Below are 21,178 nucleotides of genomic sequence, written 5' to 3' on the forward strand. Positions count from 1 at the left end.
GAAAGGCTATGGCTGTTATCGTTATTACCGGCGGTACGGCGGGCGTGGGGAAAGCCACGGCGCTGCACTTTGCTAAAGCGGGCTACGATGTAGGCATTATTGCCCGCGATGAGCAGAGCCTGCGCTCCACAGAAGAGGAGTTGCGCCGTTTCGGGATCAACGCGTGTGCCGTTCAGGCCGACGTGGCGGACAGCAAGGCGGTGACCGATGCTGCTAACGAAATTGAATACCGGCTTGGAGCCATCGATGTGTGGGTGAATAACGCTATGGGCGGAATGCTGGCGCCGTTTCGCACCATGTCCCCGGAGGAGTTTCGCCGCGTCACCGAGGTGACCTATCTGGGCTATGTTAACGGCACCCGCGCCGCGCTGGAGTTAATGACTCCTCGCGATCGTGGAACGATTATTCAGGTTGGCTCCGCGCTGGCCTACCGTTCCATTCCCTTGCAGTCAGCCTACTGTGGGGCGAAAGCCGCGATCCGCGGATTTACCGATGCCGTACGCACCGAGCTGATGCATGAAAACAGCCGGGTGCAGATCGCAATGGTACAGATGCCGGGCCTCAATACGCCGCAGTTCGAGTGGGCGAGGAATAAATTTGCCTGGGCGATGCGCCCGGTCCCCCCCGTTTTTCAGCCGGAAGTGGCCGCCAGCGCTATTTTTAAGGTGGCGCAGAAACCGGTGCGGGAGCTATGGGTGGGCAGCAGCACCGTCCAGTCGATTGTCGGGCAGTTTCTTTTCCCCGGTTTTCTGGACCGGCTGATGGTTAAAAAGGCCTGGGAAGGGCAGATGACCGATACGCTAAATGCGGATGACCGTCAGGACTATCTGGATCAGCCGGTTAACGATCTGCATAAAATCCACGGGCATTTCACCGACGAAGCAAAAGAGCGCGCCACCAGCGTTACCTCCGGCATGCCGGGGAAAGTGCTGCTCGGCTCCCTCGCCGTCACGGGCGCGATCGTGGCGCGTCTGCTGCTCTCGCGGAGACGATAATCAGCGCAGTGCGGTACGATCGGTCCAGAACCAGCGGTAGCCATAGCCGCTGAGGTTAAGCGCGACGGTTTTGCCGCATACCAGCGCGTCGTCGTAGCGTTTGTCCGCCAGGCATGCGGTCCAGGTCGCATGCCGGATCCCTCTGGCGGTAAAATTAACGGGCTTATCGCTGAAGTTAACGAAGGTCAGAATGCTGCGCGTGTCGGTTTCGTAATAGATCCCCAGTACCGCATCGTTGTCGATAGTAATAAGACGAAACGGCGCGACGCCGATCTCAGGAAACTCCGAGCGCGTATTGGCGATATCGATAATGCAGTGCAGGAGTGAGTTGCGGTGCAACAGCGAATCCGCCACGTTGATTTTTTGATAGCGGTACGGACCATGGTCTATCATTGGGGCGATAAAGGTTTCCGGGGCGGCATCTGAGAAACCGCCGCCCTGCGATCCGGCCCACTGCATCGGGGTGCGTACGGCGTAACGCTCCTCCAGATCTAAATCATCGCCCATTCCAATTTCATCCCCGTAGCGCATGACCGGTACGCCCGGCAGTGAAAACAAGACCGCATGGCAAAAGGCCAGCCGCTTTCGATCGCCCTTAAGCATCGGCGCCAGACGGCGGCGGATCCCTCGCTGATACACGCTCATCTCTTCATCAGGGGCGAAGGCATCAATGACGGTCTGCTTCGCTTTTTTGCCTATCCCTTCCAGATCCAGCTCATCATGATTGCGCAGCCAGTTGGCGAAGCAGCAGGAGTCCGGCGGCACGATCATCTTCTTCACTGCGTTGCGCAGCGGTCGTGCGCTCTTCTCTGCAAGGCTGACGTAAAAGTACTTATTGAGCCAGAAATTCAGCACCAGGTTGAGCCGGTCATTCTGACCAAAATAATCTTTGTAGGCGTCGACCTCCACGTCGACTTCGCCGAGCAGGATCGCGTCCGGATTGCGCTGTTCGATAAGACGGCGCAGATGCTCCAGGATCCACAGGCCACGTTTTTCATCTCCACGCCCGGCCTGTTTTGTCAGGTGCGACGCTGCATCCAGGCGAAAGCCCGACACCCCGAGCTTTAGCCAGAAGATGATGATGTTCTCAACCTCCTTCAGCACCGCCGGGGAGGCCAGATTGAGATCCGGCTCGTGGTGATAAAACATATGCCGGTAGTATTGCCCCGCTTCGTCGTCCCATGTCCAGACGCTCTTTTCCACGCCGGGGAACATCGGTGGCGTATCGTCCTCGTCCGTGTCAGACCAGAGATAATAGTCACGGTAGGGTGACTGCGGGTTGCGGCGGGCTTGCTGAAACCAGGGATGCGCATCCGAGGTGTGCTGGATCAGCAGCTCAATAATGACCTTCATCCCCAGCTCCCGCGCCTGTTCAATAAAGGCGATGATATCGTTGAGCTTGCCGAAGCGGGGATCGACCTGCAAATGGTCGCTTACGTCATAGCCTTCATCGAGAAAAGGGGTGAGGTAAAACGGGGTGATCCAGATAACCGTCGCGCCCATCCGGCGGATGTAGCGCAACTTCGCGGCGATCCCGGCGATGTCGCCACAGCCATCGCCGTTAAGATCGTAAAACAGGGCGGTATCAATCTGGTAAATAATGGCGCGTGTATGCCAGCCTGCCATAGCAATCCTTAGTGATAACCTTCGGTATCAGACACTTTGCCCCGGAAGACGTAGTAGCTCCAGGCGGTGTAAACCAGGATCACCGGGATGATTAACAGCGTGCCGATCAGCATAAACAGCTGGCTGGCAGGCGGCGCGGCGGCTTCCCACAGGGTGATGTGCGGCGGGATAATGTGTGGCCACAGGCTGATGCCCAGTCCGCTAAAGCCGAGGAAAATCAGGCCCAGCGTTAACAGGAACGGACGGGCATGGCTGTCGGGATTGCGCGTCAGCCGCCAGATCCACAGGCTGAATACCGCCACCAGAACCGGAACCGGCAGGAACCAGAAGAAGTTAGGCAGTGTAAACCAGCGCTCGGCGACAAACTGCCAGCCGAGCGGGGTCCAGATACTCACCACCGCAATGACGGCGATCAGTGCCAGCAGCACGTGCCGGGTCAGCTCACGCATCCGGTTTTGCAGCGCGCCTTCGCTTTTCATGATCAGCCATGTGGTAGCCAGCAGGGTATAGGCGACAATCAAACCCAGCCCGCAGAACAGGTTAAACGGGGTTAACCAGTCCAGCGAGGAGCCCACAAAGCGTCGCCCTTCCACGTCAAAGCCGTTGATCATCGCGCCGACCACGATCCCCTGGCTGAAGGTTGCGAGCAGGGAACCGCCAGCAAAAGAATAGTCCCAGAATTTGCGGTGGGAAGGGGTCGCCTTAAAGCGAAACTCAAATGCCACGCCGCGGAAAATAAGCCCGATCAGCATGGCCGTGAGCGGGATGGTCAGGGCATCGATAATCACCGCGTAGGCCAGCGGAAACGCGCCGAACAACCCTGCGCCGCCGAGAACCAGCCAGGTTTCATTTCCGTCCCAGACCGGTGCGACGCTGTTCACCATCACGTCGCGCTCTTTGGCATCGCCCACAAAGCTGAACAGCATGCCGATACCGAGATCGAAACCGTCCATGATGATGTACATCAGCGTGGCGAAGACAATAATGGCAAACCAGATGACCGGGATATCGACGCCCATCAGATCTTCTCCTCTTCCGGAACAGACTCGGCGGCGGACAGCGGACGGGCAGGGGTGCCCGACGTATTAGACGTTAGCGTGCCGACAGGCTGCGGCCCTTTTTTTATCAACCGGGCGAGATAAACATAACCCACGCCAAATACCGAACAGTAGACCACGATAAAGGCCAGCAGGCTGATGCTCATCTGCAACGTGCTGTGCAGAGACACCGCATCTATCGTGCGCAGATAGCCGTAGACGACCCACGGCTGGCGGCCCACTTCGGTGGTGACCCACCCGGCGAGCAGCGCAAGCAGTCCGGCTGGCCCCATGAACAGGGCAAACCAGTGGAATGGTCGCGAGTGATAGAGTCGGCGGCGATAGCGCAGCCAGACGCTCAGCACACCAAGCGTAATCATCAGCAGCCCCATGCCGACCATAATGCGGAAAGACCAGAAGACGATGAGCGAGTTCGGGCGGTCCTCTTTCGGAAAATCTTTCAGCGCCGGGACCTGTTTATCCAGGCTGTGCGTCAGGATCAGGCTGCCGAGCGCCGGAATTTCAAGCCCGTATTTGGTGCGCTCCTCCTCCATATCCGGTACGCCGAACAGCAGCAGCGGGGTAGCCTCGCCGGGCGGATTTTCCCAGTGGCCTTCAATCGCGGCGATTTTGGCAGGCTGATGCTCAAGCGTATTCAGGCCGTGCATATCCCCAACGACTGCCTGGATGGGCGCGACCAGCAGCGCCATCCACATGGCCATGGAGAACATTTTGCGAATAGCGGGCGTGTCGTTGCCGCGCAGCAGATGCCATGCCCCGGACGCGCCCACAAACAAGGCGCTGCACAGGAAGGCGGCGATGGACATATGGATCAGACGGTAAGGGAATGAGGGGTTAAAAATAATGGCCAGCCAGTCTTCGGGAATGACCTGACCGTTCTGAATACTGAAGCCCTGCGGGGTGTGCATCCAGCTGTTGGAGGCGAGGATCCAGAAGGTGGACATCAGCGTGCCCAGCGCTACCATGCAGGTGGCAAAGAAGTGCAGGCCGGGGCCGACCTTGTTCCAGCCGAACAACATCACGCCCAGGAATCCGGCTTCGAGGAAGAAGGCGGTTAAGACTTCATAAGTGAGCAGAGGGCCGGTTATGCTGCCTGCGAACTGGGAAAATCCGCTCCAGTTAGTCCCAAACTGGTAAGCCATTACCAGCCCGGAAACCACGCCCATACCAAAGTTAACGGCGAAAATTTTCAGCCAGAAATGGTAAAGCGAGCGCCAGACATCATTTTTTGTGCGAAGCCACATGCCCTCGAGAACCACCAGATAGCTCGCAAGCCCGATGGTGATTGCCGGAAAGAGAATATGGAAAGAGACGGTAAAGGCGAACTGTATCCTGGCCAGATGAAACGCATCAAGCTCGAACATGCTCCGTACCTCTGGAACTGATAGCCCACAAGGCATTGCCAGACAGCCTCAGGCTGCCTGGCAAAACCGGTTACGGTTTTTTCTTACCCGCGCCAAGCTCGGCACCGGTAAGCGGATCGGCTTTAGGATCGGATTTCGTACGTGCGCACATTGCTTTGACCAGCGTAGCCTGCTCTGTTGTGAGCGTTACGCTTGCGCCGCCGTCACCGCCATCGACCGCTGGCTGAGGAGATTCCACGTAGTCGAAGTGCTTGTCGCTGTTCCAGCTTCCGCGAACTTCTCCCCCCTCAGACATATTGTAGTACTTGTTGGTGTACTCTTCGATTGGAGGCAATTTACCCGGTGGGAAGTTGTTACGGATCGACTGGAGCGCCTTCTCAAACGAAAGCTGGTGTGCTGCCTCACGCGTCATTAAAAACGCCAGCGCATCTTTAACACCTGGATCGTCCGTTACGTTAATAAGCCGTTCGTAGATAATTTTGGCGCGCGCCTCGGCCGCAATGTTAGAGCGCAGATCCGCGGTGGGTTCGCCAATGGTATCCACGTACGCCGCCGTCCACGGTACGCCTGCGGAGTTAGTGAGCGGAGTACCGCCCCCGTAGAGCAGGGAAGTGATATGACTGTCATTGCCGTTTTCGGTCATGGACCGGTACAGCTCCGCTTCATTTTCAACGCCTTCCGCCAGTTCACCTTTCGCACCCTTATTAAGCATACCCACCAGGGTGCCGATAATTTCCAGGTGACTTAACTCCTCGGTCGCGATATCCATCAGCATATCTTTACGACCGGGATCGTCGTCGCTCAATCCTTGCGTAAAGTAACGACATGCCGCGGCAAGTTCGCCCTGTGGCCCGCCAAACTGCTCAAGCAGAAGATTAGCCAGACCCGGATTCGGTTCGGCTACGCGTACCGTGTATTGCAGCTGTTTTACGTGTCGAAACATAGTTTCTCCCTCTTCCGTTATTTTTTCGCTTCAACGCCGTCCGCGTCGGAGCGCAGCAGGAACTGTTCCGTCGTCTGTGGAATATGTTGAATCAGCCAGTCCGCCATCTGGCGCTCTTCTTCCAGAATGGATTCAATGGCTGGAATGGAGGCGGTATCGCCCGCTTGTTTGGCCGCGGCCAGCAGAGAGGTGTAGCAGGCAATTTCAAACTGCTCAAAAACGTAGCCGCTGATGGAGCCTTTAACAATTTCGTCGGAAGGGAACATGCCGCCAATGGACTGGCCGAGCGCCGCCATTTTGCTCATGGAATCTTTTATGACCGAACGGGAAATATTATTGCGGTCGAGAATTTCTTCCAGCACGGTAATTTGGTGTTTAGTTTCATTAACGTGTTGTTCAATTCGTGCACGTAAGTCGGGATAATTATCAATACGGCTGGCCATTGATTCCAGCATGGATTCGGCTTGCTTTTCCATCGCATGGGCATCGCGTAGCCAATCATGGTAGTGTTCTACATGATTCATAATTAACTCCTGTGATTTATTTTCTGGTTAATTGTTGGTGCTGATGCTCATCAAATTTTTATTTATCCTTTCTGGGCTTTTTGATTAATATTGCCGACAGCCAGATCGGTTAATTTGAGATCGGTTTCTTTTTCTTCTTCCAGTGTTTCTGCAAGAAGTTTAACGGCTTTTTTATAGCCTAATTGTTCAGCCAGGGTGGCCAGTGTGCCATAGCTGGCAATTTCGTAGTGTTCGACTTTCTGTGCGGCGGCAATTAATGCAGCGTCACGCACTTCGTTTTTCTCAGTGCTCTCAATAACTTCGTTGGCTTCTTCAATTAAGCCTTCCATTGCAACGCATTTCATGCGCTTCAGCTTGAGGCCGGATTCCTGCTCAATAATCTGATCGATACGTTCGATCTGTCCCTGCGTCTCCTCAAGGTGAGCCGTGAACGCAGCGCTCAGCTTCTCGCTTGATGCGGCGCGGGCTAACTTGCTCAGCGCGCGGGTCAGCTGCTTCTCAGCGCTATAGGTATCGGATAGCAGGTGAATAAATACATCTTCAACAGTTTTCATATTCATATATTCGCTCCAGTGAAATAAAGGGAAGGTACTGCGAGCCGACAGGCCCGCAGCATGCTCTCGGTATATTTATAAGAGCTTTAAATAAGATCAGGAGTTATCAGATTTACGGCCCCCGCCGTGACTGTTCTGTCCCCCTTTCTTACCCGCTTCAGATGCGCGTTGCGGATCGTTTTTGAAATTACCGCCGCTGTGCTGGCCGCCTTTACGTCCAGCTTCTGATGCTTTTTCACGGTCTTGCGCGAAATTACCGGAACCACCACGATGTTGCTCTGCCATATATCAACCCTCATGTTGCGTTTATGTCAGGTGATACGATAAGCAATTCGTATCAGTTGTCGTTCAGAAATTAACATTAGTCGTTATGTGAGAAGAGTCAAATTTCCTGTCTGGGTTGTTTTGCACCATTTCCAGAGATGCGGGGGAAATACCGCTTCGTTACGATTTTTGAAAATCGGAAGTAAATCCATTGCTTAGGGGGAAATAAATTGTGTCGTTAGGATTCCGCTTAGCTAATAATCTTAATGTGAACGCGGCGGAAATGATTACAAGAATTGACGTAGCGCAAAAATATATCTTACCGACCTGAGTCTTTATAATCGGAATAGTCTTAAGCGAGAAGTGAAATAACGAGCCGAAACAGTGTATCCGATCGTCGTTTTTGACGTGGTCAGGCGGATCGGGTGAGGGTATGCTGCATTTGTCACCACAATAATTACAGAGGCAATGTCATGGATCAGGAGCTACTGGATGCAGGGTACCGGGCCTATACCGGTGAGAAAATCGATGTCTACTTCAACACAGGGATCTGCAAACACTCGGGCAACTGCGTACGCGGCAGCGCGGCGCTGTTCGACCTGAAGCGTAAACCCTGGATCGCACCGGATGAAGTGGATGCAGAAACTGTTGCGCGCGTAATTGATACCTGCCCGAGCGGTGCGCTGAAGTACCGCCTAAAATAAGTGAGGAACCATGGATATTCTTGAAGGCCATAACAAGTTTTATGTCAACGACGCCGAAGGCAATCAGGTTGCGGAGATCGTCTTTGTCCCGACCGGCGAGCATCTGAGCATCATCGAGCACACCGATGTGGATCCGAGCCTGAAAGGGCAGGGTGTGGGTAAGCAGCTGGTGGCGAAGGTGGTAGAGAAGATGCGCGGGGAGAACCGTAAAATTATCCCGCTGTGTCCGTTTGCGAAGAATGAGTTTGATAATACGCGGGAGTATGACGATATTCGGGCGTAAAACAGATGCCCGGCATTGCGCCGGGCAGCACACTCAACCGACAAACATCACCGACACACACAGCACACCCACAATCAGCGTCAGCAGATTACCGATGGAGCGGTACGGTTTTAACGACGGGATCAGGTACGTCGACAGCGTCGGCATGATGAACAGGATCATGGCGATAAGCGGACCGCTGATGGCGTAAATCATCGAGATCGCATTCGGGTTGATGCAGCAGACCGCAAAGGTAATCAGCGACACGCCGAGAATCGAAACCGCGCGGTTAAAGGCACGACTTTTCTTCACACCCACCTGATTCAGCGACGATTTCACAATTTCCGTTGCCCCTTCAATCACGCCAAAATAGGTGCCAAGGAACGATTTCGACATCGCTATAATTGCCACGATAATGCCGGAAATGCCCAGCCATGCCGGGGATGAAGGCATCATCGACAGCGCGGACAGGATCGTCACCCCTTCCTCTTTTGCCGCCACGATATAGGACGGTGGAATCGAAAGCAGGCAGCTGAACACAAAGAACAGCACGCTGAGGCAGATGATCAGGTACGCGACTTTCATGATTTTTTTGCATTTACCCATAGCCTCTTCACCGTATTTCTCGCGACGATCTACGGCGAAGGTCGAGATGATCGGGGTATGACTAAAAGCGAAAACCATCACCGGGATCGATATCCACACCTGGTGCAGTGTATGCTGGTCGAAGGCCATCTGGCTGGTCAGCAGCGACGGCTGCCAGCTGCCCGTCAGATACAGCGAGACAAACAGGAAATAGGCGATCAGCGGAAAGACAAGGAAACCCATCACCTTAATGGTGATGTGCCGCCCCATCAGGAAGATCAGATTCAAAATCAGCACCACGCCAAAACTCACCAGCATCCGCACGCTGGTATCCACCGTCATCCGTTTCGCCAGCTGTTCAGTAAGTGAGTTGGTTATCGCCACCGCGTAAATCAGAACCACCACAAAGAAGGCCACGAAATAGAGCGTGGTGATGAGGTTGCCGATCTTTTTGCCGTAGTAATGGGAAACGGCACCGGTGATCCCTTCGTTGCCTTTCGTCTTCGACGACAGAATAAATTGCGCCAGCGCTTTATGCGGCCAGTAGGTTAAGGGATACGCCACAAGGGCGGTGATCAGCAGGACAATTGCGCCAGCAGAGCCGAGCTGAATGGGCAAGAACAGGGTTCCTGCGCCCACGGCAGTGCCGTAGAGGGCGAAACTCCAGAGAGTCTCTTCTTTTGACCAAATTTTCGACATTAGAGCAACGTATCAACTATAAAACGAACAAAAAGGAGTGCAATTTACCATAATTATGCGTTGAGGTCGCCGTTGCTTCGCTGGGGTTGGGCCGGAGAAGGTCTCCGGCCGGAAGGTCATTCGCTTGCCAGGGCGCGACGTTGCTGGCGGCGCTTGATAATTTTCTCCCGCAGGGTGTCATACGCCCAGTTGTAGAGCATGGTGTACGGCAGGAAGAACAGGAAGAAACCAATCTCCAGCGTGAAGGCCTGGAGCAGCGTCACGCCCAGCACGGCGGCAACGATGGTTACGCCAATCACAATAAAGCCGCATTCAAAACCCAGGGCATGCAGGGCGCGCACTTTCGCCGTGCGCTTCACCCGCTGGACGGGCCAGAAACGGTCGAAGCCAAAGTTATAGATAATGTTCCAGAGCATTGCCGTGGTCGCCAGAATAATGGTGAGACCCCCCATTTCAACCACCGAGCGCTGCATTAGCCACGCGGCCGTCGGGGCGAGGATCGCCGTAGCAATGCCTTCAAAACAGACGGCATGGAAGATCCGCTCCGGCAATTTACGTTGGAGTGCATCCTGATGTTGCATATTTACCTCATATAGACGCCAGTATGGGCGTTGATGCGGCCTATTCTTATCGCTTAAGGTGATATATAAAAGATGGTATCCATCGATAAAGTAGATACATCATGCGTTATTCTCCCGAAGCACTGACCGCGTTTGTTGAAACTGTCGCTGCAGGTTCGTTTTCAGCTGCGGCACGACGGCTGCGTAAAAGCCAGTCCACCATCAGCACCTCCATCGCCAACCTTGAAGCTGACCTTGGCTTTGAGCTGTTTGATCGCTCGGGCCGTCACCCGGTGTTAACCGCCCAGGGTGAACAGGTGCTGGGCTATGTCCAGTCAATCCTCGCCGCCAGCGCGCGCCTTGATGAGCTGGCCGTATCCTTAACGGCGCAAACGGAGGCGCGTTTTACCTTTGTTCTCTCCGATACGCTTAACCCGGCCGTACTGGAAGAGATGATGAGCCAGTTCGACCAGCGTTTTCCGCACACCGAATTCGAGTGTCTGATTGGGGAAGAGGAGGACGTGATCGATCTGCTGCAAAAGGAGCGGGCGCAAATTGGCCTGACGGAAGCACGCGACAGCTACCCGACCGATATTGGCGCGACCCGTCTGCCTATGCAGACGCGGATGGCTATTTACGTTTCTGCCGGACATCCTCTGGCAGGGCAACATGAGACGCAGGCGGACGAGCTGCATGGCTGGCGCGAGCTGCGGCTGAGTACCTATCTTGAACGGGAAGCGCCCCTTGCGCGCGGGCCAGTCTGGTCTGCGCCGAACTACCTGCTGCTGCTGAGCATGGCGGTACAGGGCTTTGGCTGGTGCGCGTTACCCTGCGCGCTGGTCGACGAATTTGCCGCATCGAAATCGCTGGTGCAGCTGAACGTGCCGGGCTGGCCGAGGTCGATTGCCATCGATCTGGTATGGAACAAAAGAACCCCGCCCGGCGTCGCCGGAAGCTGGCTGCGCCAGTACTTGCAGGACGCACGATAATCCTGTGACTAAACTCACTAATTTTAAACATTTGCGTCAATTGTTGATAACAATCCTCTACTATCGTCATGTCATTTTGCACAGAGGTCGTGATGAAAGATGTCGTTATAGTGGGTGCGTTACGTACGGCTATCGGCTGTTTTCAGGGAGCGCTTGCGCGTCACTCTGCGGTTGATCTCGGCAGCGTGGTGGTAAGAGCGCTGGTGGAACGCAGCGGGGTTGCCGCACATGAAATTGATGAGGTGATCCTCGGCCAGGTGCTGACCGCTGGCGCGGGACAAAACCCTGCGCGCCAGGCGGCGCTGAAGGGCGGCCTGCCTAATACCGTTTCGGCGATTACCATCAACGACGTCTGTGGTTCAGGTTTGAAAGCGCTCCATCTTGCGACGCAGGCCATCCAGTGCGGTGAAGCGGACGTGGTCATTGCCGGCGGGCAGGAGAATATGAGTCGCGCCCCGCATGTCCTGACCGACAGCCGGACCGGCGCGCAGCTCGGGAACAGTCAACTGCTTGACAGCCTGGTTCATGACGGGCTGTGGGACGCCTTCAACGACTACCATATGGGCGTAACGGCGGAAAACCTGGCGCGGGAATACGGCATCAGCCGCGAACTTCAGGATGCGTATGCGCTTAGCTCGCAGCAAAAAGCGCGTGCAGCGATCGACTCCGGCCGTTTTCGCGATGAAATTGTCCCGGTCAGTACCCAACGCCAGAACGGCGAAGCGCTCATCGTTGATACCGACGAGCAGCCGCGCACCGATGCCAGCGCAGAAGGGCTGGCAAAACTCGATCCGGCCTTCGAAACGCTCGGTTCTGTAACGGCAGGTAACGCATCCTCCATTAACGACGGTGCGGCGGCGGTGATGATGATGAGTGAAAGCAAAGCCCAGGAGCTGGCGCTGCCGGTACTGGCGCGCATCAAAGCGTTTGCCAGCGTGGGTGTTGATCCTGCGTTAATGGGGATCGCCCCGGTCTATGCCACGCGCCGCTGTCTTGAGCGGGCGGGCTGGCAGCTGAACGATGTAGATCTGATTGAAGTCAATGAAGCCTTTGCTGCACAGGCGATCTCGGTCGGGAAAATGCTGGAATGGGATCCGCTACGGGTCAACGTCAACGGCGGTGCGATCGCGCTCGGTCATCCTATTGGCGCTTCCGGCTGCCGCATTCTGGTGTCGCTAGTCCACGAAATGAAAAAGCGTAACGCCCGAAAAGGGATCGCAACGCTCTGCATTGGCGGAGGGCAGGGGGTAGCCCTGGCTATCGAACGGTAATCCCCCCTCTGCGCACAGAAAGCCTCCCTCGGGAGGTTTTTTTATGTCCGCAGAATCCTTTTTTAACACTTCTGCGTTCTTTCTTAAGCCCACAATAATTATTGCGCGGTGAATTATTCGCTTTGTGAAGTTCTTAGTGTGATCTCACGCCTGGAATTTATGCGTTATACGCCTTTTTTGTTGATGAGGTTCACGTCGATCTTTGCCAAAAAAAATGAAACAAATAATTTCGATCCTTGTCACTAAAATAACGGTACATAAAAAATAAACTCAAGTTTCATAAAAACGAAACGTTATTTTAATTGAGGGTTTTTTCATGTTTAAGAAATCTCTGCTCCTTGCTTCCCTTATTAGTGCCTCTTTTGCGGCTAGCGCCGTTACCGTCGATCTGCGTCACGAATATATTGACAGCGGCTCGAATGCCGACCGTGTTGCCGTCTCGCACCGCTTTGATAATGGCTTCGGTTTTTCAGTCGAGGCGAAGTGGAAATCAGGCGGGGACAAGGCAGATCAGCCATTCGCGGATGTGGTGGGGAACGGTCACGAAGATCAGATTAGCTGGCGCTGGAAAGCGACAGACAATATCGCCCTGACGCCTGCGTTTACGATTGAAAGCACAGACAGTCGTACCATTTATAAACCGAATCTGCATGTGCAATATAGTTTCGATAATGGCTTCTACGTGGCCGCGCGTTACCGTTATGAATATACCCGCTACCCGTCAAGCTCAAATAAGGACGATGATAAAGTTAACCGTGGTGATGCGTGGGTCGGTTGGGTATTAGGTGACTGGCGTACCGAGCTGAACTATGTTTACGCGAAAAGCTCTGAAGGCGTGGCCCGAAATAACAATAAAGATTATTCCAATGAATATAACGCCAAGCTGGCCTACAAATGGGATAAAAACTGGGCACCGTATGTTGAGGTGGGCAACGTGGGGGTTAAAGACACTGACGAACGCCAGACCCGTTTCCGTTTAGGCGTGGCGTACTCCTTCTGATAATCCGGCTTCTTCGCTAAAAACCGCCGGGTGGCGCTTCGCTTACCCGGCCTACACTTTCCTTCCACTCCGTCGTTTCGTATGCCGACTGGCCCTGCGCTTACCCGGCCTACACTTTCCTTCCACTCCGTCGTTTCGTATGCCGGATGGCCCTGCGCTTACCCGGCCTACACTTTCCTTCCACTCCGTCGTTTCGTATGCCGGGTGGTGCTGCGCTTACCCGGCCTACACTTTCCTTCCACTCCGTCGTTTCGTATGCCGGATGGCGATGCGCTTACCCGGCTACACTTTCTCTCCAATCAGTCGTTTCGTAGGCCGGGTAAGCGTTAGCGCCACCCGGCAAAAAGCGCCGCAATCACCCAAAAAAAAGCCCTCCGAATCGGAGGGCAAGGCCAGTTACAGAAACACTAACTCATTCAGGCATGCAACATTTCAGGTTGCTCGGGGAGTTTCGCGATATAGAGGGCCGGTTTGCCGTCTTTATCGGAACTGTACAGCACCGCTTTTTCGTCCGGCGTGAAGGACGGATGCGGGTGGGTTACCTGGCGGCTGTTCGCCACCGTAGCCCAGGAAGTGTCATGACGGGCAATGCGGTAATAGGCTTTCTTCGCCACGTCAAAGGCATACAGATAAGGATCGTTATCAATGGTGTAGCCGCCGGTGTCTTTCACATCGACAGGCGTGCCGGAACCGTCGCCAACCAGCATGGTGCCGTCGACGTTGCTCATCAGGTGCGAACAGGCGGGCATGTTCATTACCGCTTCATTCACGCCGGTGTCCGGATTGAAGCGGGAGATGGTACGACCTTGCTGACCTTTCAGGTAAGAGACGTAGATCAGCGCGGACCCGTCCGGCACCCAAAATTCATGCGTGCAGCTTTCCCCTTCCGCGTGCGTTTTCACTTTCCGCACGTTGCTGCCATCTTCGTTGACCAGCCACATGCGGGCGTCAACCAGGTCGTGTGGCCCTTCATGACAGAAGGCCACGGTATTGTCATCGAACGGGCGATAAATCGGATGTCCCAGCCAGATCTTCTCGTCATGGATGGTGGTGCTTTCACCCGTTTTTAGATCAACGCGCAGCAGGCGGCAGTGCGGCCCTTTGTGGAAGAAGTCGTGGAAAATTTTCCAGTCGTTGAGTGGCGTCCAGTCACGTCTGGCAATCTCAATACCTACCAGTTTGGTGCAGTCGCTGTTCGCGACCCAGGTGCCGTAGCCAACCCACTCTTCCGGGACGCGGTACACTTCGCGCTCTGCCAGCGTCTTTAAATCCACCTCAAGCAGGGTGCGATCGTTCTTCACATAGTAGAGGGATTGATCGTCCGGAGAGAGGAACCCGCCAAAGGTGTTATCGCCCGCGCCTTCGGTCAGCTGCACCGCTTCGGCGTTTTTCAGATCCAGCAGGTAATAGTTCCAGTGACCGTCGAACTCCCCGGCGAACAGCAGGTGGCTGCCATCGTTAAAGAAGCACTTCTGGTAAAAGTAGTTGCGATGACAGGTTACTTCCGGTGGGGTCAGGCGGGTAACTTCCACGCCTGTATCCGGATCGCGGCTGACCTCGTAGTTCAGCTTGACCCGCATACCTTTAGCCATAATGCACTCCTTTGAACGCGTAATATAGGTTGAAAACTAGGTGTTAAATTATCAAAACATCGTTTCATTGTGTGTGACTGACAGCGCAAATTCTCAGTTTCTTTAGCCAGATTGAGGGGCTTAAAGAATTATCGTGATCGAAACACCATTTCTGGCATAAACATACAGAAAAAATGAAACGTTGTTTTAAATGTAATTGAAAACCCCATGTACAGGGGATAATATGTGTTCATCACGAAAACGGAACATTGTTTCGTTATTCATCTTTGCCTTCGGGCACGATCAATTCTGGAGGTTTACGTGGACGTCAGACAAAGCATCCACAGTGCGCACGCAAAAACGCTGGATACTCAGGGGCTGCGCAGTGAGTTTTTAGTTGAGCAAGTGTTCGAAGCCGACAAGTACACCATGGTCTACAGCCATATTGACCGCATTATTGTGGGCGGGATTATGCCGGTGGCGAAAACCGTCTCCGTGGGCGGTGAAGTGGGCAAACAGCTGGGCGTGAGCTACTTCCTCGAACGCCGTGAACTGGGCGTGATTAACATTGGCGGGCCGGGCACCATAACCGTCGATGGCCAGTGCTACGAAATTGGTCACCGTGACGCGCTGTACGTCGGCAAAGGCGCGAAAGAAGTGGTGTTCGCCAGCATCGATGGCTGCAAACCGGCGAAGTTCTACTACAACTGCGCCCCGGCTCATACGACTTACCCAACCAAAAAAGTCACGCCAGCGGACGTTGCCCCGGTGACCCTTGGTGACAACCTCACCAGCAACCGCCGCACCATCAATAAATACTTCGTACCGGATGTGCTGGAAACTTGCCAGCTCAGCATGGGGCTGACCGAGCTTGCGCCGGGTAATCTGTGGAACACCATGCCGTGCCATACCCACGAGCGCCGTATGGAAGTCTATTTCTACTTCAACATGGATGAAGATGCCTGCGTGTTCCACATGATGGGACAGCCGCAGGAAACTCGCCATATCGTGATGCACAACGAGCAGGCGGTCATTTCGCCAAGCTGGTCCATCCACTCTGGCGTGGGAACGAAAGCTTATACCTTTATCTGGGGTATGGTCGGTGAAAACCAGGTCTTCGATGACATGGACCACGTCGCTGTTAAGGATCTGCGCTAGTCGCAGGCAGTTAAGCATACATCTGCCTGTTGGTGACAGGCGCTGAACGATTAAGGAACAAACATGATTCTGGATGCATTTTCTCTGCAGGGTAAAGTGGCTGTGGTTTCCGGGTGTGACACCGGGCTGGGGCAGGGTATGGCGTTAGGTCTGGCGGAAGCGGGCTGTGATATCGTCGGGATTAACATCGTAGAGCCAACGGAAACCATCGAGCGCGTCACCGCGCTGGGCCGTCGTTTCCTGAGCCTGACTGCGGACCTGCGCAAAATCGATGCGATCCCTGAACTGCTGGATCGCGCGGTGGCGGAGTTCGGGCATATCGATATTCTGGTCAACAATGCGGGCCTGATTCGCCGTGAAGATGCGATTAACTTCAGCGAAACGGACTGGGACGACGTGATGAACCTGAACATCAAGAGCGTGTTTTTTATGTCCCAGGCGGCTGCGAAGCACTTCATCGCGCAGGGGAAAGGCGGGAAGATCATCAATATTGCCTCCATGCTCTCTTTCCAGGGCGGCATCCGCGTACCGTCTTACACCGCATCGAAGAGCGCCGTGATGGGCGTGACCCGTCTGCTGGCGAACGAGTGGGCGCAGCACAATATCAACGTCAACGCGATTGCGCCGGGCTACATGGCCACCAACAATACCCAGCAGCTGCGTGCTGATGAAGAGCGCAGCGCGGCAATTCTGGAACGTATTCCAGCGGGTCGCTGGGGTCTGCCGAGCGATCTGATGGGCCCGGTTGTGTTCCTGGCTTCTCCGGCTTCGGATTACATTAACGGCTATACCGTCGCCGTTGACGGCGGCTGGCTGGCACGTTAATTCAGCCTTAATAAAGAACCTCTGCCCTCGGGTGGAGGTTTTTTTTGCGCCAAAATTGGCTTTATCCATATCCTTAAAGATGAAAAATCCATACTAAAAAGGAATAAATGACGGGTATCACACATTTATTGCTTAAATATTAACTAATTAATAAAAAATAAGGTTAAACCACCCTGATTTGAAATTGTAATGTCCATCACAGAACGGTATGTCGTAGCGAAATAATCCATATCTTCACCAGTTCCGACCTGACACTTTCTTCCGGTATCTCGTAATTTCACTTAACGAATTTCGCTGTTGAGGCAGGAAACTATGACATCTATAAATGACTCTACCCTTATGCCCGCTGCGCTGCGCGATACCCGACGCATGAACCAGTTTGTTTCTGTTGCGGCCGCCGTAGCCGGTCTACTGTTTGGTCTGGATATCGGCGTTATCGCTGGCGCACTGCCCTTTATTACCGACCACTTTACGTTAAGCAACCGCCTGCAAGAGTGGGTGGTAAGCAGCATGATGCTGGGCGCGGCCATCGGCGCGTTGTTTAACGGCTGGCTGTCGTTCCGTCTCGGGCGCAAATACAGCCTGATGGTTGGGGCGATCCTGTTCGTCGCAGGCTCCATCGGCTCCGCGTTTGCGACAAACATAGAAGTGCTGCTGCTTTCACGCGTGCTGCTTGGCGTAGCGGTGGGTATCGCGTCCTACACCGCGCCGCTTTATCTCTCTGAAATGGCAAGTGAGAACGTGCGAGGGAAGATGATCAGTATGTATCAGCTGATGGTGACGCTCGGTATCGTGCTGGCGTTTCTGTCGGATACGTACTTCAGCTACAGCGGCAACTGGCGGGCAATGCTTGGCGTGCTGGCGCTGCCTGCGCTGGTGCTGATTGTGTTAGTCATTTTCCTGCCGAACAGCCCGCGCTGGCTGGCGCAAAAAGGGCGTCACGTGGAGGCGGAAGAGGTGCTGCGTATGTTGCGCGACACGTCTGAAAAAGCGCGTGAAGAGCTGAACGAAATCCGCGAAAGCCTGAAGCTGAAGCAGGGCGGCTGGTCCCTGTTTAAGGCGAACCGCAACGTGCGCCGCGCGGTGTTCCTCGGCATGCTGTTACAGGCGATGCAGCAGTTTACGGGGATGAACATCATTATGTATTACGCCCCGCGCATTTTTAAAATGGCCGGTTTTACCACCACCGAACAGCAGATGATCGCCACGCTGGTGGTGGGGCTGACCTTTATGTTCGCCACCTTTATCGCGGTGTTCACCGTTGATAAGGCCGGACGTAAACCCGCCCTGAAAATTGGCTTTAGCGTGATGGCGCTCGGCACCTTAATCCTTGGCTACTGCCTGATGCAGTTCGATAACGGCACGGCGTCAAGCGGCCTCTCCTGGCTCTCCGTGGGCATGACCATGATGTGTATCGCCGGTTACGCGATGAGCGCCGCGCCGGTGGTGTGGATCCTGTGCTCTGAAATACAGCCGCTGAAATGCCGCGACTTTGGTATCACCTGTTCCACCACCACCAACTGGGTGTCGAACATGATCATTGGCGCGACCTTCCTGACGTTGCTGGATGCGATTGGCGCGGCAGGCACCTTCTGGCTCTATACGGTGCTGAACGTGGCGTTTATCGGTGTGACCTTCTGGCTGATCCCCGAAACCAAGGGCGTGACACTGGAGCATATTGAACGCAAGCTGATGAGAGGGGAGAAACTACGTAATATCGGCGTGTAATGTAATTGCCCGGTGGTGCTTCGCTTACCGGGCCTACGATACCGTGTAGGCCGGGTAAGCGGCTTAGTTTTTACCGCATCGCACGTCTCAAAATACGCTCCGCCTGACGCTGGAAGTCAGCGGCCGTCTCTTCCACGGTTTTCTGCCCGTAGTCGATATACTGCAAAGAAGTACCGAACTGCGCCACAATCTGTGGGTCGTCAAAGTATGGCGAGACGGTGAGTTTCGCCGGCAGCGACTGCGCCAGACGCAGGCCTGCCACGGAAGGATCGTCCTCTTTAATGGTGCCGTCTTCAGTCAGATACTGCACCGCTACTTTGCTCAGCGGTACGCCACGCTCAAGGCCCAGCGTATCGACCCCTTCTTTGCTGTTGAGCAGGAAATTAATCAGCTTCGCCGCCGCTTCCGGGTTTTTGGTCGACTTACCAATCGACAGCATTTGCGCCGGTTTGAAGAACAGGCCCGCGTCGGTGGCGCCCGGCAGCATTGGGTAGCTGCCCAGCTCCAGTTTCGCCGGTGGCTTCAGGTTGTCGGAATATTTGTTGATGGTGGAGTTCCACATATAGGTGCCGCCCCATTCTCCCTGGATCCACGGCTTCATCTCATACATGTTGCTCTTACCAAAAGAGGCATAGTATTTGGTGTCCGGCATGACGTGGCTGTCGATCAGCTTTTTGTAGGTCTGGAAGAACTCCACCCACTGTTCCTTTGTGTAGCTGAACTTTTTGGTTTTCTCATCCACCGCAGGAATGTTGTACTTCTGGATCATGTACGAATTCAGCAGCGCCAGCGTATCCTGGTGCTCGAGGATCACCGGGTAGTATTGCTTACCGAGCTTGCTCTCGAAGGTTTTACCGGCTGCCATCAGCTCGTCCCAGGTTTTCGGGTACGCAATACCCGCTTTTTTCCAGGTTTCGTCATTGAAGTAGAACACCCGCGCCGTCACCGAGATCGGAATGCCGTTCAGCTTGCCATCCACGGTGGTGGTTTGCAGCTCTTTGGGATCGAACTGCGACAGGTCGATCACCTCCTTCAACTTGTTCAGATCGTAGAAGCCGTCACCGGTTTTGGAGAAGATCGGCAACCAGTTCCAGTTCGTCTGCATTACGTCTGGCTCGGTTCCACCCGCAATCTGGGTGGTCAGACGGGAGAGGTGACCGTCCCAGCCGGTGTATTCCGCTTTCACGTTGATGTCCGGGTTCTGCTTATGGAACTCCTCCAGCGCTTTCAGGGTGACCTGGTGACGGCCGTTGCCGCCCCACCAGGACATCCGTAAATCCACATTCTGCGCCATCGATGGCAAAGCGGTAAGGCCCAGGGTCGCGGAGATAGCTGCGCTTAAAAGCACTTTTTTCATTTTTATCACTCCATCAGAGAGAGAGGTTCTGTTCAGTTTTTGCGTCAAAAATATGACACTTATTCATATCAAACGTGAAATACACCTTACGATGAAGTCCCTTATCAATCATTGGTTTAGCTTCATCGGACGGGATTCTGGCGGTCAGTTCGTAGTCCGCGACCTTCAGGTACACAAAGAATTCGTGGCCCATGTTCTCAACGCGCACCATCTCCCCGCTACAGCCGCCGTTCGGGAAGGGCTCATCAGAGAGCGACACAAATTCCGGACGCACGCCGAAGAAGATCTCCTGACCCGCGTAAGCGGCGACTTTCTCCTGCTTCTCCGCGTTCAGCGGCATGGTTTCATCACCAATGGCGATGTGCAGCTGTCCCGCTTTTTCGACCAGCACGCTTTTGCGTATATTCATCTCCGGCGCGCCGATAAAGCCCGCCACGAACATGTTCTTCGGCTTGTGGTAGAGATTGTCCGGCGTATCCACCTGCATGATATGGCCAAGCTTCATCACGCAGATGCGGTCGCCCATGGTCATCGCTTCGGTCTGGTCGTGGGTCACGTAAACGGTGGTGGCCGGTTTTCCGGATTTCTTCAGCTGCTTATGCAGGTCGGAAATACGGATACGCATCGAGGCGCGCAGTTTGGCGTCGAGGTTTGAAAGCGGCTCATCGAACAGGAACACATCCGGTTTTTTCACAATCGCACGGCCTACCGCCACGCGCTGCGCCTGGCCGCCGGAAAGCTGGCGCGGCAGGCGGTCGAGCAGCTCTTCAAGCTCAAGAATTTTGGCGGCTTCATTCACCTGGGACTCAATCTGATCTTTCGGCAGCTTGCTCAACTTGAGGCCAAAGGCCAGATTCTCGCGCACCGTCATGTGTGGATAGAGGGCGTAGTTCTGGAACACCATCGCAATCCCGCGCTCTTTCGGCGCGAGGTTGTTCACGATCTTGTCGCCGATACGCACCTCGCCGCCGCTGATGGTTTCCAGTCCCGCCAGCATGCGCAGAGTAGTGGATTTGGCGCAGCCGGATGGGCCGACGATCACCATGAATTCCCCTTCGGCGATTTTAAGATCGATAGCGTGTACCGCTTTAAAACCGTTGGAGTAGACCTTTTCCAGCTTGTTGAAAATAACTTCAGCCAT

Annotated in this window: 21 protein-coding genes; 9 read left to right on the forward strand and 12 right to left on the reverse strand. The window is 54.5% G+C overall.

Annotation, left to right across the window (positions count from 1 at the left end; genetic code table 11):
- Positions 1-8 precede the first annotated feature (8 nt).
- Positions 9-995 (forward strand): SDR family oxidoreductase, encoded by a 987-nt coding sequence (locus ACNQ0T_RS04800; RefSeq protein ID WP_023298529.1) that lies wholly within the window; start codon positions 9-11, stop codon positions 993-995.
- Here ACNQ0T_RS04800 and ACNQ0T_RS04805 read toward each other — a convergent pair whose 3' ends face one another.
- From ACNQ0T_RS04805 to ACNQ0T_RS04835, 7 genes are all read right to left on the reverse strand, one after another.
- Complete coding sequence (locus tag ACNQ0T_RS04805; RefSeq protein WP_417929691.1) at positions 996-2,621, reverse strand: alpha-amylase family protein; 1,626 nt, start codon at positions 2,619-2,621, stop codon at positions 996-998.
- An 8-nt stretch (positions 2,622-2,629) separates the two neighbouring features.
- Positions 2,630-3,640 carry a cytochrome d ubiquinol oxidase subunit II gene (gene cydB / locus ACNQ0T_RS04810; RefSeq protein ID WP_022649265.1) on the reverse strand — a complete coding sequence of 337 codons (1,011 nt, stop codon included), beginning with the start codon at positions 3,638-3,640 and terminating at the stop codon, positions 2,630-2,632.
- The gene (locus ACNQ0T_RS04815) at positions 3,640-5,043 is read right to left on the reverse strand and encodes a cytochrome ubiquinol oxidase subunit I (protein WP_063147423.1); all 1,404 of its coding nucleotides are present in this window, start codon (positions 5,041-5,043) and stop codon (positions 3,640-3,642) included. Before ACNQ0T_RS04815 ends, cydB begins: the two co-directional genes overlap by 1 nt.
- A gap of 70 nt (positions 5,044-5,113) precedes the next feature.
- A complete protein-coding gene (locus ACNQ0T_RS04820; RefSeq protein ID WP_022649263.1) occupies positions 5,114-5,986 on the reverse strand; it encodes a manganese catalase family protein in 873 nt (290 codons plus the stop codon).
- A gap of 17 nt (positions 5,987-6,003) precedes the next feature.
- The gene (locus ACNQ0T_RS04825) at positions 6,004-6,510 is read right to left on the reverse strand and encodes a ferritin-like domain-containing protein (RefSeq protein WP_022649262.1); all 507 of its coding nucleotides are present in this window, start codon (positions 6,508-6,510) and stop codon (positions 6,004-6,006) included.
- A 62-nt stretch (positions 6,511-6,572) separates the two neighbouring features.
- Positions 6,573-7,070 carry a ferritin-like domain-containing protein gene (locus ACNQ0T_RS04830; RefSeq protein WP_003862851.1) on the reverse strand — a complete coding sequence of 166 codons (498 nt, stop codon included), beginning with the start codon at positions 7,068-7,070 and terminating at the stop codon, positions 6,573-6,575.
- 90 nt (positions 7,071-7,160) lie between these two features.
- Positions 7,161-7,349, reverse strand: a complete 189-nt coding sequence (locus ACNQ0T_RS04835; protein ID WP_022649261.1) for a general stress protein — start codon at positions 7,347-7,349, stop codon at positions 7,161-7,163.
- A gap of 452 nt (positions 7,350-7,801) precedes the next feature.
- On the opposite strand from ACNQ0T_RS04835, the gene yjdI reads away from it, so the two are divergent.
- A complete protein-coding gene (gene yjdI / locus ACNQ0T_RS04840; RefSeq protein WP_022649260.1) occupies positions 7,802-8,032 on the forward strand; it encodes a 4Fe-4S mono-cluster protein YjdI in 231 nt (76 codons plus the stop codon).
- 10 nt (positions 8,033-8,042) lie between these two features.
- Positions 8,043-8,315, forward strand: a complete 273-nt coding sequence (locus ACNQ0T_RS04845) for a GNAT family N-acetyltransferase (RefSeq protein WP_417929693.1) — start codon at positions 8,043-8,045, stop codon at positions 8,313-8,315.
- Between the two features lie 33 nt (positions 8,316-8,348).
- Here the strand turns inward: ACNQ0T_RS04845 and ACNQ0T_RS04850 are convergent, their stop codons facing one another.
- Both ACNQ0T_RS04850 and ACNQ0T_RS04855 read right to left on the reverse strand, forming a co-directional pair.
- A complete protein-coding gene (locus ACNQ0T_RS04850; RefSeq protein WP_022649259.1) occupies positions 8,349-9,578 on the reverse strand; it encodes an amino acid permease in 1,230 nt (409 codons plus the stop codon).
- Positions 9,579-9,694: 116 nt separating this feature from the next.
- A complete protein-coding gene (locus ACNQ0T_RS04855; protein ID WP_022651793.1) occupies positions 9,695-10,159 on the reverse strand; it encodes a multidrug/biocide efflux PACE transporter in 465 nt (154 codons plus the stop codon).
- A gap of 101 nt (positions 10,160-10,260) precedes the next feature.
- Between ACNQ0T_RS04855 and ACNQ0T_RS04860 the strand changes: the two genes are divergently transcribed.
- The 3 genes from ACNQ0T_RS04860 to ACNQ0T_RS04870 all read left to right on the forward strand — a co-directional run bounded on the left by ACNQ0T_RS04860 (position 10,261) and on the right by ACNQ0T_RS04870 (position 13,398).
- Positions 10,261-11,127 carry a LysR family transcriptional regulator gene (locus tag ACNQ0T_RS04860; RefSeq protein WP_032626067.1) on the forward strand — a complete coding sequence of 289 codons (867 nt, stop codon included), beginning with the start codon at positions 10,261-10,263 and terminating at the stop codon, positions 11,125-11,127.
- 92 nt (positions 11,128-11,219) lie between these two features.
- Complete coding sequence (locus ACNQ0T_RS04865; RefSeq protein WP_022649256.1) at positions 11,220-12,398, forward strand: acetyl-CoA C-acetyltransferase; 1,179 nt, start codon at positions 11,220-11,222, stop codon at positions 12,396-12,398.
- 316 nt (positions 12,399-12,714) lie between these two features.
- Entirely contained in the window at positions 12,715-13,398 is a 684-nt protein-coding gene (locus ACNQ0T_RS04870) for an oligogalacturonate-specific porin KdgM family protein (RefSeq protein ID WP_003862842.1), read from the forward strand.
- Between the two features lie 416 nt (positions 13,399-13,814).
- Here the strand turns inward: ACNQ0T_RS04870 and ACNQ0T_RS04875 are convergent, their stop codons facing one another.
- Positions 13,815-14,990, reverse strand: a complete 1,176-nt coding sequence (locus ACNQ0T_RS04875) for an oligogalacturonate lyase family protein (protein ID WP_022649254.1) — start codon at positions 14,988-14,990, stop codon at positions 13,815-13,817.
- A 300-nt stretch (positions 14,991-15,290) separates the two neighbouring features.
- On the opposite strand from ACNQ0T_RS04875, the gene kduI reads away from it, so the two are divergent.
- From kduI to ACNQ0T_RS04890, 3 genes are all read left to right on the forward strand, one after another.
- On the forward strand, positions 15,291-16,127 hold the full coding sequence (kduI, locus tag ACNQ0T_RS04880) for a 5-dehydro-4-deoxy-D-glucuronate isomerase (RefSeq protein WP_023306864.1): 837 nt from the start codon (positions 15,291-15,293) through the stop codon (positions 16,125-16,127).
- A gap of 63 nt (positions 16,128-16,190) precedes the next feature.
- Positions 16,191-16,952, forward strand: coding sequence for a 2-dehydro-3-deoxy-D-gluconate 5-dehydrogenase KduD (kduD, locus tag ACNQ0T_RS04885; protein ID WP_003862835.1), 762 nt, complete (start codon positions 16,191-16,193; stop codon positions 16,950-16,952).
- Positions 16,953-17,264: 312 nt separating this feature from the next.
- Complete coding sequence (locus ACNQ0T_RS04890; protein ID WP_022649253.1) at positions 17,265-18,680, forward strand: sugar porter family MFS transporter; 1,416 nt, start codon at positions 17,265-17,267, stop codon at positions 18,678-18,680.
- Positions 18,681-18,750: 70 nt separating this feature from the next.
- Here ACNQ0T_RS04890 and ACNQ0T_RS04895 read toward each other — a convergent pair whose 3' ends face one another.
- Positions 18,751-20,037, reverse strand: a complete 1,287-nt coding sequence (locus ACNQ0T_RS04895; RefSeq protein WP_023298522.1) for an ABC transporter substrate-binding protein — start codon at positions 20,035-20,037, stop codon at positions 18,751-18,753.
- A gap of 13 nt (positions 20,038-20,050) precedes the next feature.
- The gene (locus ACNQ0T_RS04900) at positions 20,051-21,178 is read right to left on the reverse strand and encodes an ABC transporter ATP-binding protein (RefSeq protein ID WP_045308820.1); all 1,128 of its coding nucleotides are present in this window, start codon (positions 21,176-21,178) and stop codon (positions 20,051-20,053) included.

The sequence above is a fragment of the Enterobacter cloacae complex sp.6700776 genome, from assembly GCF_048284255.1.
Classification (GTDB): Bacteria; Pseudomonadota; Gammaproteobacteria; order Enterobacterales; family Enterobacteriaceae; genus Enterobacter; species Enterobacter intestinihominis.